The following is a 12,236-nucleotide window of genomic DNA, read 5'->3' as shown; positions in this document are numbered from 1 at the left end:
GTGCACCCATGCGAGTGGTATCGGCGTGTCGTTCGGCGTGTCTCGTGCGGAAACACTTGCATCACGGCGTGTCGGCTCGACATCTCACGCCCGCTCGCGCCGGCGCTCCTGCCATCGCCGGTACTGCGTCTCGCGCCACCGCGACTCCTGCCGACGGTGTGTGTGCCGGACCAGCACGGCCTCGATCAGCGGCAGGGCGTGCAGGACCGCGAGCCGGTCGGCGGACGGGAGCTGTGCCGCCAGGTACTCGAGATCACTGCGCAGCCGCGCCCGGCCGGACCTGAGGGTCTCGTCGCCCCGGGCGGTGCGCCCGACCCACCAGGTGCTGCGTCCGTCGCCCTCGTCGGTGACCCGCTCGGCGTACCCCTGCTCGACGAGCCGCGCCACCGCCCGCGCCGTCGCCGCGTGGCTCAGGGAACACCGGCCCGCCAGCGTCGCGACCGACACCGGCGAGACGATCCCGAGGACGTCCAGGACCGCGAGCATCGAGGGGTCCAGCCCGAGCTCCGCCGCATCCGCCCGCAGGAACTCCCCGACCAGCCCCAGCAGCCGGTCCACCACGGCGGTCGCGAACTCCGCGTTCTCCGCGCGGTCCTTCGCGGCCTGCCGCTCCGCGTCGACCTCTCCCACACCCGCGACGGTAGAGATCGACAAGGGTCGTCGTGCGCGGTTCGGGGATTTCCGCGTGGACGGGGTCCGTGGAACGCACCCGTCACTCGTCGGGCTCGGTCCCGGGCGCACCGACGCGGCGCGCACACACTCCGCCGCCGGCCGGGCACCGCCCCCAGGAGACCAGCGCGCCACGCACACACCGGGCCGGCCGCCGAGCAAGCCCTCCAGCACACCGACGCGCCGCGCACACACTCCGCCGCCGGCCGCGCACCGCCCCCAGGGGACCCGCGCGCCACGCACACACTCGGCCAGGCGACGAGCAAGCCCTCCAGCACACCGACGCAGCGCGCACACACTCCGCCGCCGCGGGAGCACGGTCCCCGGGGGACCCGCGCGCCACGCACACACCGGGCCGGCCGTCGAACACACCCGACCAGCCCCGCACGACGTCCACCGCCGGCAGCCAGCGCCCGGTGGGTCGGCTGTTGGGGGACTACCGACGCCGGGTCCTCGAATTCGGAGCTGGTGCTGGACGTGGCCGGCGCGTGGGGGCCCGACGATGATCAGGGAGTCGTCACACGCCTCATGGAGATCCGCTCGACACGCAGCGACTCCCTCGCACGGCAGCGGCTCGCGAGGGGGGCGCCGAGCGACCCTCGGAAACTCGGCCGACTCAGGAGACGGCCCCCGCATCGTGCCCGTCGAGTGGGGCCCCGACGATGATCAGGGAGCCGCCACACGCCTCAGGGAGATCCGCTCGACGCGCAGCGACTCCCACACGGGAACGGCCCGCGAGGGGGCGCCGAGCGACCCTCGGAAACTCGGCCGACTCAGGAGACGGCCCGCGCACCGAGGCCGGCGGGTGGAGCCCGACGATGACCAAGGAGTCCTCATCCGCCGCACGGAGATCCGCTCGACGCGCAGCGACTCCCACGCCCGGGAGCGGCTCGCGAGGGGGGCGCCGAGCGACCCGTGGGGCTCGGCGGACCCGGGAGACGGCCCGCGCACCGAGGCCGGCGGGTGGAGCCCGACGATGACCAAGGAGTCCTCATCCGCCGCACGGAGATCCGCTCGACGCGCAGCGACTCCCTCGCACGGCAGCGGCTCGCGAGGGGGGCGCCGAGCGACCCGTGGGGCTCGGCGGACCCAGGAGACGGCCCGCGCACCGTGCCCGCCGCGCGCAGGTGCCGGCCGACCCCTGACCCTCGCGGATGCCCGACGTCCACCAGCCGACGTGGACACTGATCGTCATCGACCCGGGCCCGCCCTGGGCTTCGACGACGTCCCGCACCTCGCCGCCTCTACCGCATCGCGCTCGAGCACCTGCGCGCACCGTGCCCCCGAGTCGAGGCCGTGTGCGCGCCACGCGCGGCTGCGGTCGCAATGTGTGCGCCGCGCGCAGGTTCCGGCGGGACCGAAGGCCGGGGCCAGGGTGGAGTGCGCGCAGGTCGCGTGCGGCCGCCGCACTCACCCGCGAGGTCGACCTACTTCGTGTCGAGGACGATGAACCCCTCGGCGAAGCGGCGCTCGTCCTCCGGGGTCCCGTCCTCGCACCAGCCGGCCGCCTTCGCCTGCGCGTATCCCCACATCTGCATGCGCTCGGCGAGGTCGGCCATGTGCGCGGTCTGGCTGACGTGGGCCTTGAGCGCGCGGACCTTGGCGTCGATGAAGTCGGTGATGTCGACGTAGGTGTCCGCGCCCTCGCCCGGGCTGGAGATCCACGTCTCGGGGACCGTCCACGCCTCGAGGCCCTCCTCGGCGAGGAGCTCGGGGTGGGCGAACGGGTTGCGGGCGTCGGGGTAGACCGCGCACATGGCCGCCTCGCCGGCGGCGATGTGGTCGGGGTGGCTGCCGTAGAGGTTGCGCAGCTGGCGGGTCGGCGAGGGGATGACGACGCGGTCCGGGCGGTGCTTCCGGATCGAGCGGCTGATGTCGCGGCGGAGCTCGTGGGTGACGTAGAGCCGGCCGTCGGGGTGGCCGAGCCAGTCGATCTCGGAGACGCCGTAGACGTCGGCCGCGTCCCGCTGCTCCTTGTGCCGCAGCTCCGCCATCTCGACGCGCCCGACGGACTCGTCGTACCCGCCGGCGTCGCCGTCGGTGCAGATGCAGTAGTCGACGGTGTCGCCCTCGGACACCCACCGGGCCACCGAGCCGCCGCTGGCGAAGTCGATGTCGTCCGGGTGCGCGGCGATCATGAGGATGCGGGCCACGGGGTCGTTTCTACCCGTTCGTCGCGCCGAACCGGCGGTAGATCGGCCGGAGCGCCTCGCGGGCGTCGATCCCGTCGGCGCCGTCCTCGGCGACCAGGACCCCGAGCGGCGGCATCTCGTCGAGCAGCGCCTCGGAACGGCCGGGGTCGGCGGCGGCGGTGACCGTGTCGGGCAGGGGCCCGGCCGTGGCGAAGTACCGGTCGAGGACCCCGGCGAGCGGGGTCACCGTGGGCTCGACGTCGTCGCGGTGGGACCGGATACCCGCGAGCAGCGTCGCCCGGTCCCGGCCCCGCCAGCGCAGGATGAGGAACGGGTCGTCGTCGAACCGCTCCGCGACCAGGTAGGCGACCGCCGCGAGGTGCTTGCAGGGCACGGACCAGTCGGGGCAGGAGCAGTCCATCGGCATCTCGCGGGCCCCCGTCGGGAAGAGCGAGAGGCCGACGGAGGCGAAGACGTCCTCGAGGTCGTCGGGCACGGTGCCGCCGAGCAGGGAGGCGGCGTACCAGGAGTCGCGGGCGAAGGCCTCCTCCACCGCCTGCCAGGCCTCGTCGGCGAAGCGCTTGAGCCCGATCCGCGCGCGGTAGGGCTCGGCCCGGCTGCCCTGCACCGTCGCGACGATCTCGCCGGGATCGATCGCGAGGTCGATGACCTGGCCGGCCCGCGCGTAGGTCTTCCCGCGAGTGAGGCGGCCGCCGACCCCGAGCTTCTCGAGCACCGCCAGGAAGCGGCCCGACCACCACGACTCCCCGATCGCCCCGCGCCGGCTCTTCGCGGCCAGCCCGCCCTCGACGGCGATGCGCTTGCCGTACTCGGAGAAGTCGCGCGGGCCGTCGTCGGGGTCGGCGAACTTCTCCCGGAACGGCTGCCGCCGCGGTGGGGGCTCAAGCGGCACCGGGATCCTCCTCCCCGTCGAGGTCGGCCCCGGCCTCGTCGGCCTCGTCGTCCGCCTCGTCCTCGGATTCCCCGGCGGGGTCGTCGAGGGCGACCATGCGGCGGAGCTCGTCGGTGGACAGGCCGGTGAGCCAGTCCGGGTCGTCGCCGCCCGAGCCGATGACCTGGCCGGCGAGCACGCGCTTGCCGGCGATGAGGTCGTCGATGCGCTCCTCGACGGTGCCGCCGCACATCAGCTTGCGGACGTTCACGGTGCGCTTCTGGCCGATGCGGAACGCGCGGTCGGTGGCCTGGTCCTCGACGGCCGGGTTCCACCAGCGGTCCAGGTGCACGACGTGCTGGGCCGCCGTGAGCGTGAGGCCCGTCCCGCCCGCCTTGAGCGAGAGCAGGAAGAGCGGCGGGCCCCCACCGCCGTCCGGGCCGCCCGACGGGTCCTGGAACGCCTCGACCATCCGGTCCCGGGCGCGCCGCGACGTGCCGCCGTGCAGCCAGAGCACCTCGACCCCGAACCGTGCGGCGAGGTGCGGCGCCAGCATGTCCCCGAACTCGGTGAACTGCGTGAACAGCAGTGCCTTCTCGCCGGCCGCGAGGATCTCGGCGACGATCTCCTCGACCCGGGCGAGCTTGCCGGAGCGGCGGGCGAGCGGGGACCCGTCGTGCAGCAGCAGGGCGGGGTGGTCGCAGACCTGCTTGAGCTTCGTCAGCGCCGCGAGGACCTTGCCGCGTCGCTCGATGTCCTTCCCCGCGGTCTCCATGCCGTGCAGCGTCTCGGTCATCTCGTCGACGACGACCTGGTAGAGCGACGCCTGCTCCGCGGTCAGCGGGCAGCGCTCGATCGTCTCGATCTTGTCCGGGAGGTCGTCGACGACGGCGGGGTCGGTCTTGACCCGGCGCAGCAGGAACGGCCGCACCGCTGTCTGCAGGCGCAGCGCGACGTCGGTGCGACCGTGGCGCTCGATGGGGACGGCGTACCGGTCGCGGAACGCGGTGACGGTGCCCAGCAGGCCCGGGTTGACGGCGTCCATGATCGACCAGAGCTCGGCCAGCCGGTTCTCGACGGGCGTGCCGGTCAGGGCGAGCCGGTGCTCGGCGTCGATCGCCCGCACCGCCCGCGCGGCCCGGGAGCGGTTGTTCTTGACCAGCTGGGCCTCGTCGAGCACGAGGCGGTGGTACCGCGAGCCCGACAGCGCCGCGATGTCGCGGGTCAGGGTGCCGTAGGAGGTGACGACGAGGTCGGCGTCGGCGAGGAGCTCGGTCAGGTCGCCCTTCGCGCGCCCCGCGCCGTGGTGCACCGTGACCCGCAGCCCGGGGGCGAACCGCGCGGCCTCCCGCTGCCAGGTCCCGACGACGGACGTGGGCGCGACGAGCAGCGTCGGGCGGTCGGGCGGCGGGTGGGCCGCGGCACCGTCGGGACCCCGCTCGTGCGCCTCCAGGGCCAGCACCTGCAGCGTCTTGCCGAGCCCCATGTCGTCGGCGAGCACCCCGCCGACGCGCAGCCCGGCCAGGAACGCCAGCCACGACACCCCGCGCCGCTGGTAGGGGCGCAGCGTGGCCTCGAGGGAGGGCGGGTCGTCGAGCAGCGCGAGGTGCGACTCGGCGGCGCCGGAGAGCAGCTCGCCCAGCGCGCCCCCGGCGGTGACGTCCTCGACCGGCAGCGGCGCGGCCCACTCGGGGGGCAGGTCGTCGTGATAGGTCGAGTGGAGAGCCAGGACGTCGCCGACGGTGGCCTCGGCGGGCGCCCGGTCGAGGAACTCCAGACCGGCGCGCAGCCGCTCCCGGTCGACCGCCACCCACTGCCCGCGCAGGTGCACCAGCGGGGCCTTCGCGTGCACGAGGGCGCGCATCTCCTCGTCGGAGAGGGGCTCGCCGTCCACCGCGAGCCGCCACGAGAACCCGACGAGCTCCTCGCGGCGCAGCCGGCCCGGGGTGGCGACGACCCCGTCGGGCGTCGCGGTGCCCTCGGCGTTCGCGGTGAGACCGAGCCGGGCGGGCCTCGACCACCAGCTCGGCAGCAGCACCCCGAACCCGGCGCGGTCGAGGTCGGCGGCGACGTCGAGCAGGAAGCGGTGGGTGCCCTCGCGGTCGAGCTCCATGCCGGTGGGGCGCGGGACGCGCAGCGCGTCGGTGAGCTCGGGGTACAGGCTCGCCGCCCGGCCCAGCTCCGCGAGCAGCAGCTCGCTGGGGTCCTCGAGCCAGCGGCGCAGCGCCCCGGCGTCGCGCCAGATCGACTCGGCGGTCACGCGCAGGCTCGGGTCCTGGGTGGACTGCAGCGAGAACTCCAGCCAGAAGCGGGCCTCGCCCTCGACCGCGTGGCCCAGGTGGTCGACGACGATCTCGGTGAGCCGGAACGTCCCCCGCGCCGGTCCCGCGTGCGGGGCGCCGACGACCTCCCAGCGGGCCAGCCCGGCGTCGAGCGCCCCGCCGGCGGCGGCGTCGCGCAGGTCGGCGGGCACGTCGATGCCGGCCGCGCGGTGGCGGGCCTCGGCGTCGACGAACGCGGTGAGCGCCTCGGTGACGACCTCGACGGGGTCGGGCCCGGCCCCGTCCCGCAGCGGGCGACCGTCGAGGGCCTCGGCGCGGACCGCCGGGGGGAGGGCGGCGGCGAAGGCGTCGGCGGCGACGAGGTCGCGGCCCTGCAGAACGGGTCGCCAGCCGAGGGGGTCGTCGGGGTGGTCGGGGTCGGGGGCGGGCAGGACGCGGCCGCGGGTGACGAGGTCGGCGGCGAACCGGCCGAGCGCGCGCAGCACCTCGAGCTCCGCGCCCTCACCGGGGAGCGGCTCGGCGCGCAGGAGCGCCCTGGCGTCGAGCTCGAGGACGGGGACGGTCCACGGGGCGAGGGCCGCCGGGCTGGATGCCGGTCCCGTTGCCAGCGAAGCGTCGTTGCTTGCATCCAGTGGCAGGAAATCCGCGTCGTCGACCAGCGCGGCCGAGGGCCGTGGCGCCCGATCGGCCGCGTCGGGACCGCCGGTCGAGGGCAGGTGCAGGACCGCCTGGCCCTCCGCCCCGGTCGCCCCGAGCGCCGCCGCGACCCCGTGCAGCTGCCCGTGGTCGGCCGCGAACGGGTGCGGCCGCGCTCCCCGGGCCCGGCTCGTGCCTCGCACGCCGCGCGCCGGGTCCTCGGCCCAGAGGCAGATCCCCCGGCCCGGCGACCACGCGGCGTGCAGAGCGAGCATGGTCAGGCGAACTGCACCGCGCCGTTGACCACCCGCGTCGACACCGGGGTCAGCCCGGTCTCGGCCGGGCCCTTCTCGAGCGCGCCGGTGGCCGCCGCGAACTGGCTGCCGTGGCCTGGGCAGGTGATCGTGCCGTCGACGGGCGGGTCGACGGTGACGCCCTGGTGCGGGCACACCGCGCTGTAGGCCTTGACGGTGCCCGCCGTGGGCTGCACGAGCAGGACCGGGCCGTTCGGGCCCTGCACGACGGTGCCGCCGCCGACCGGGATCGACGACACCGGCGTCCCGCCGGGGGGCGGCGCGGGCGCCGAGGCGCCGCCGTCGGACGAGCACGCGGCGAGCACGCCCGGCGCCGCGAGCGCGACGACGAGGCCGCACAGCGCCCGACGACGGGTCAGGCCGGGCCCGGCCGCGACGTCCGGGGCGGGGGCGGGGCTGGACGGGGTCTCACGGGTCACGGGGAGGGACCTCCGTGGTTCGGGCGGGGCGTGACGGACCCCGCCGATCGTCCTCGACGGGCATGGGGCGCCGGTCAGGCACCCGAGAGGCTCCCGACGCTACTCCGGCAGGGCGAGCAGGCCCGCGACGACGTCGTCGAGCGCCGGGGCCACGACGTGCGGGCGGAGCACGGCGGCGGGGACCCGGCCCTCGAGCCGCTCGCAGAACCCGCCGAGCAGCCCCGCCGCGAGCGCGCCGTGCACGTCCCAGGAGTGCACCGCCACGAGCGCGGTCCGGGCCGGTTCGCCGCCGACCCGCTGGACCGCGAAGTCGTACACCCTTCGCGGCGGCTTGAACGACGCGATCTCCTCGCACGAGAACACGTCGACGAGCAGGTCCCGGACGCCGGCGCCCTCGAGCGCGGCCGACGCGGTCGCGGCCGAGCCGTGGGTGAAGCCGTAGGCGGGCACGCCGGCGTCGCGCAGCAGCGTGAACGCGTCCCGGACGTCGTCGTGCGCCGGCAGCTCGCGGAACCCGTCGAGCACGGAGCCGACCTGGTCGTCGGTGAGGTCGCGACCGCTGGTGCGCCGGAGCATGTCGGTGGCGACGGTCCGGAACGGCGGCGCCTCCCCCGCCAGCGTCATCGCCATCCCCTGGTGCAGCAGCCGGGCGAAGAACAGCTCGAGGTCGGTCCCGGGACGCCCGAGCGCGGTGAAGCGGGGGCGCAGGCCCTCGAGCTGCAGGCAGGTCTCGAACAGGTCGAAGAGCACGACCTTCGGACGCCGGGCCGGGGCGATCTGGGGCGCGGTCACGGTTGCCCATCGTGCCGGGCGTGGGGCCCGGCGGCGCGTCGGCGGCCGCGTGCCGACCGCGGGACCTGACCGCGGGACGCACACACCCGGCCCCGGCCGCACGACTCAGCCCGCGGCGAGCTCCGCGTTGACCCGCCCCGGCCACGCGGGGCCGCCGTAGACGAAGCCGGTGTAGGACTGCACGAGCGTCGCCCCCGCCTCGAGCCGGCGCCGGGCCTCGGCCGCCGAGTCGATCCCGCCGACCGACACCAGGCACAGCCGCCCGCCGACCCGCTCCACGAGCCGCGCCAGCACCGCCCGCGCGGGCTCGACGAGCGGCGCGCCGGACAGCCCCCCGGCACCGGCGGCGTCGACCACCTCGGCCGGGGACGCGAGCCCGGCCCGCGAGACCGTCGTGTTCGTCGCGACGATGCCGTCGAGGCCGGAGCCGACGGCGAGGTCGGCGACCGCGTCCACGCCGTCGTCGTCGAGATCCGCGGTGATCTTGACCAGCAGCGGCGTCGGGCCGATCTCCTCGCGCACCGCGGCGAGCAGCGGCTCGAGGGCGTCGACGCCCTGCAGGTCGCGCAGGCCGGGGGTGTTCGGGGAGGAGACGTTGACGACGACGTAGTCGGCGTACGGCCCGAGCGTGCGGGCGGACCAGCGGTAGTCGGCGAGGGTCTCGTCGGGCCCGGTCGCGGCCTTCGACTTGCCGATGTTGACGCCGAGCACGGTGCCCAGGGGCCCCTCACGACGCAGGGCGGCGAGCCGGGCCGCGACCGCGTCGGCCCCGGCGTTGTTGAAGCCCATGCGGTTCACCAGCGCCCGGTCGGCGGGCAGCCGGAAGAGCCGTGGGCGGGGGTTGCCGGGCTGCGGCCGGGCGGTGACCGTGCCGATCTCGACGGCGCCGAAGCCCAGCCGGGCCAGCCCGCGGACCCCCTCGGCGTCCTTGTCGTAGCCGGCCGCGACCCCGAGCGGCGAGGCGAACTCGAGGCCCATCGCGGACACCGCGAGCGCGGGCCCCGGCACACGGTGCGGCAGGACGGGCGTCGCCGCCCGCAGGGCCCGCAGCCCGATCCGGTGGGTCCGCTCGGCGGGGACCCGGACGGCCACGTGGCGGAACAGCGCGTCGTACAGCGTCACGGCCGGGAGGGGATCACGACAGCGGCGTCCCGTACCGCGCGTGCAGCTCCCGCAGCCGGCCGATGTCCCGCGCGGCGTGCTCTTTGTCGACGGCCTGGATCGCGGAGACCACGAGGTACTCGTCGTCGGGGATGTCGAGCCGGGCGAACTGGGCGCCGTCGGGGAAGCTCACCGCGACGACGTCGGCCCACGCGACCCGGCGGGTCAGGATCGTGGCGCGCACCTCGACGCCGCCGCGGCCGGCGCGCAGCCGCGGCCGGGTGAGCAGCAGCGTCGCACCCGCCAGGAGCAGCCCGAGGACGACCATCGCGACCTGGTCGGCCGGGCGGAAGTTGAAGCCGGCCGACTTGACGTAGACCAGCAGCGCGCCGGTGGTGAAGAACGCGAAGACCAGCACCGCGACGATCCACGCCACCCACCGGATGCGGCGGGGCCGGATCTCGAGCTCGACGGGCCCGAGGTCGAGGTCCTCCGGCGGCACGACGACGGAGCGCAGCGCCTCGCCCCCGGGCGTGCTCACCGCGCGAACCCCACCGGCGTGCGGCGGGCGCCGTCCCGGAGCACCCCGAGGGTGAGCGCGGAGTCGAGGGCCGCGACGACGGCCTCGAAGCCCTTGTCCTCGCTCGACTCCGGGGTGCCGGCGCGCTCCCAGGCCTGCTCGACGGTCTCGACGGTGAGCACGCCGTTGCCGACCGGGGTGCGCTCGTCGAGCCCGACGCGCAGCAGCCCGGCGGTGACCGCGTCGCAGACGTAGTCGAAGTGCGGGGTGGCGCCCCGGATCACGACGCCGAGCCCGACCACCGCGTCGTGCCCCGCCGCGAGGCCCTGGCAGACGACCGGGAGCTCCATCGCGCCGGCCACGCGGACGACCGTCGGCTCCACGACCCCGGCGCGGTCGGCGGCGAGCCGGGCGCGCTCGAGGAGGGTGTCGACGATGTCGGCGTTCCACCGCGTGGCGGCGATGCCGAGGCGCAGGCCGGTGGCGTCGGGTGTCTCGATCTCGGGCCGTCCCTGGGTGCTCATGCGCCCGACCTCGTCCCCTCGCTGTTGACCAGCCCGTCCTCGTAGGCGTCGAGGCCCTCGAGATCGTGGCCCATGCGGTCGCGCTTGGTGCGCAGGTAGCGCAGGTTCTCGGGCGTGGCCCGGGCCGGCAGCGCCACCCGGCCTAGGATCTCCAGACCGTAGCCCTCGAGCCCGGCGCGCTTCTCCGGGTTGTTGGTGAGCAGGCGCATCGAGCGGATGCCGAGGTCGGCGAGGATCTGGGCACCGGTGCCGTAGTCGCGCGCGTCGGCGGGCATGCCGAGCGCGAGGTTGGCGTCGACGGTGTCCGCCCCCGCGTCCTGCAGCTGGTAGGCCTGCAGCTTGTGGATCAGCCCGATCCCTCGGCCCTCGTGCCCGCGCACGTAGAGCACCACGCCGCGGCCCTCCTCGGCGACCGCGGCCATGGCGGCGTCGAGCTGCGGCCCGCAGTCGCAGCGGCGGGACCGGAGCACGTCGCCGGTGAGGCACTCGGAGTGCACGCGGACCAGGACGTCGTCGCCGTCGCCGAGGTCGCCGTACACGAGCGCGATGTGCTCGATGCCGTCGAGGAGCGAGTCGTAGCCGTAGGCGGTGAACACGCCGTGGTCGGTGGGGATCCGGGCGTGGGCGACCTGGGCGACCTGCTTCTCCGAGCGGCGCCGGTACGCGATGAGGTCCTTGATGGTGATGATCGCGAGGTCGTGCTCGTCGGCGAAGACGGCGAGCTCGTCGTAGCGGGCCATGTCGCCGTCGTCCTTCTGCGAGACGATCTCGCAGATCGCGCCGGCCGGGGACAGCCCGGCGAGGCGGGCCAGGTCGACCGCCGCCTCGGTGTGGCCGGGCCGGCGCAGCACGCCACCCTCGCGGGCCCGCAGGGGCACGACGTGGCCGGGGCGCGACAGGTCGGTGGCGGTCGAGGCCGGGTCCGAGAGCACGCGGATGGTGCGCGCCCGGTCGGTGCCCGAGATCCCGGTGCCGATGCCCTCGCGGGCGTCGACCGAGACCGTGTAGGCGGTGCCGTGGCGGTCCTGGTTGATCGAGTGCGCCGGGGGCAGGTCCAGCCGGTCGCAGGACTCGCCGGTCAGCGGCACACAGATGTATCCGGACGTGTACCGGACCATGAAGGAGACGAGCTCCGGCGTCGCCTTCTCGGCGGCGAAGACCAGGTCGCCCTCGTTCTCGCGGTCCTCGTCGTCGACGACGACGACGGCCTTGCCCGCCGCGATGTCCGCGACCGCACGTTCGATGTGCTCGAAGCCGTCCACGTGCTTCACGCTCCCGACCCCTCCATGCCTGCTCCCGCTCCCGCGGCGTTCGCGCTGAGGAGGCGCTCGACGTACTTCGCCAGGACGTCCACCTCGAGGTTCACCGTCGCCCCGACCTGCCGGGACCCCAGTGTGGTCTCCGCCAGCGTGGTCGGGATGAGCCCGACCGAGAATCCGTCGTCGTCGACCCCGGTGACGGTGAGGCTCACGCCGTCGACCGCGATCGACCCCTTCTCCACGATGTAGCGGGCCAGCCCGACGCCGCCGTCGGGCTCCCGCGGCGTGCTGAACCGCACCGCCGTCCAGTGCTCCGAGGGCTCGAGCCCGGCGAGCGTGGCGGTCCCGTCGACGTGGCCCTGCACGATGTGCCCGCCCAGCCGGGCGGACGCGGACAGGGCGCGCTCCAGGTTCACCGTCGTGCCGGGTGACGCGCCGGCGAGGCTGGAGCGCCGCAGCGTCTCCCCCATGACGTCGACGCCGAAGCTGCCGTCGGACGGGTCGACCACCGTGAGGCAGACGCCGTTGACGGCGATCGAGTCGCCGGGGCGGGCGTCGGAGGTCACCAGCGGACCGCGGATGCGCAGGCGTGCGGCGTCCTCCTGCGGGGTGACGTCGACGATCTCGCCGACCTCTTCCACGATCCCGGTGAACACGGCGCTCCTGCCTGATCGACTACCACGCACAACGACGGTC

At 75.4% G+C, this 12,236-nt stretch carries 11 protein-coding genes; all 11 read right to left on the bottom strand.

Annotated features, from left to right (window positions below):
* Window positions 1–84 precede the first annotated feature (84 nt).
* Complete coding sequence (locus tag HH311_RS33175) at window positions 85–630, bottom strand: MarR family winged helix-turn-helix transcriptional regulator (RefSeq protein ID WP_169183029.1); 546 nt, start codon at window positions 628–630, stop codon at window positions 85–87.
* A gap of 1,466 nt (window positions 631–2,096) precedes the next feature.
* The gene (locus HH311_RS07755) at window positions 2,097–2,822 is read right to left on the bottom strand and encodes a PIG-L deacetylase family protein (RefSeq protein ID WP_312029994.1); all 726 of its coding nucleotides are present in this window, start codon (window positions 2,820–2,822) and stop codon (window positions 2,097–2,099) included.
* Window positions 2,823–2,832: 10 nt separating this feature from the next.
* Window positions 2,833–3,714 carry an SWIM zinc finger family protein gene (locus HH311_RS07750; protein WP_169183028.1) on the bottom strand — a complete coding sequence of 294 codons (882 nt, stop codon included), beginning with the start codon at window positions 3,712–3,714 and terminating at the stop codon, window positions 2,833–2,835.
* Complete coding sequence (locus HH311_RS07745; RefSeq protein ID WP_169183027.1) at window positions 3,704–6,886, bottom strand: DEAD/DEAH box helicase; 3,183 nt, start codon at window positions 6,884–6,886, stop codon at window positions 3,704–3,706. The genes HH311_RS07750 and HH311_RS07745 overlap by 11 nt, the downstream gene beginning before the upstream one ends.
* A 2-nt stretch (window positions 6,887–6,888) precedes the next feature.
* Window positions 6,889–7,344 carry a Rieske (2Fe-2S) protein gene (locus HH311_RS07740; RefSeq protein ID WP_169183026.1) on the bottom strand — a complete coding sequence of 152 codons (456 nt, stop codon included), beginning with the start codon at window positions 7,342–7,344 and terminating at the stop codon, window positions 6,889–6,891.
* A gap of 99 nt (window positions 7,345–7,443) precedes the next feature.
* On the bottom strand, window positions 7,444–8,136 hold the full coding sequence (locus HH311_RS07735) for an HAD family hydrolase (RefSeq protein ID WP_169183025.1): 693 nt from the start codon (window positions 8,134–8,136) through the stop codon (window positions 7,444–7,446).
* Between the two features lie 105 nt (window positions 8,137–8,241).
* Complete coding sequence (locus tag HH311_RS07730; protein WP_169183024.1) at window positions 8,242–9,258, bottom strand: quinone-dependent dihydroorotate dehydrogenase; 1,017 nt, start codon at window positions 9,256–9,258, stop codon at window positions 8,242–8,244.
* 13 nt (window positions 9,259–9,271) lie between these two features.
* On the bottom strand, window positions 9,272–9,778 hold the full coding sequence (locus HH311_RS07725) for a PH domain-containing protein (protein ID WP_312029993.1): 507 nt from the start codon (window positions 9,776–9,778) through the stop codon (window positions 9,272–9,274).
* Entirely contained in the window at window positions 9,775–10,281 is a 507-nt protein-coding gene (gene ribH, locus HH311_RS07720; protein ID WP_169183023.1) for a 6,7-dimethyl-8-ribityllumazine synthase, read from the bottom strand. Before ribH ends, HH311_RS07725 begins: the two co-directional genes overlap by 4 nt.
* Complete coding sequence (locus tag HH311_RS07715) at window positions 10,278–11,552, bottom strand: bifunctional 3,4-dihydroxy-2-butanone-4-phosphate synthase/GTP cyclohydrolase II (protein WP_312029992.1); 1,275 nt, start codon at window positions 11,550–11,552, stop codon at window positions 10,278–10,280. The genes ribH and HH311_RS07715 overlap by 4 nt, the downstream gene beginning before the upstream one ends.
* Window positions 11,549–12,196, bottom strand: a complete 648-nt coding sequence (locus HH311_RS07710) for a riboflavin synthase (protein ID WP_312029991.1) — start codon at window positions 12,194–12,196, stop codon at window positions 11,549–11,551. The genes HH311_RS07715 and HH311_RS07710 overlap by 4 nt, the downstream gene beginning before the upstream one ends.
* Window positions 12,197–12,236 lie beyond the last annotated feature (40 nt).

The organism is Actinomycetospora sp. TBRC 11914 (assembly GCF_012933465.1).
Taxonomy (GTDB): Bacteria; Actinomycetota; Actinomycetes; order Mycobacteriales; family Pseudonocardiaceae; genus Actinomycetospora.
The sequence above is the reverse complement of the archived record's forward strand: the minus strand, read 5'-3'. Positions and strand labels throughout refer to the sequence as shown.

Bases quoted from the DNA above. Each gene is read 5' to 3' on its own strand.
- HH311_RS07745 (WP_169183027.1), bottom strand. From the start codon at position 6,886: ATGCTCGCTCTGCACGCCGCGTGGTCGCCGGGCCGGGGGATCTGCCTC.
- ribH (WP_169183023.1), bottom strand. From the start codon at position 10,281: ATGAGCACCCAGGGACGGCCCGAGATCGAGACACCCGACGCCACCGGC.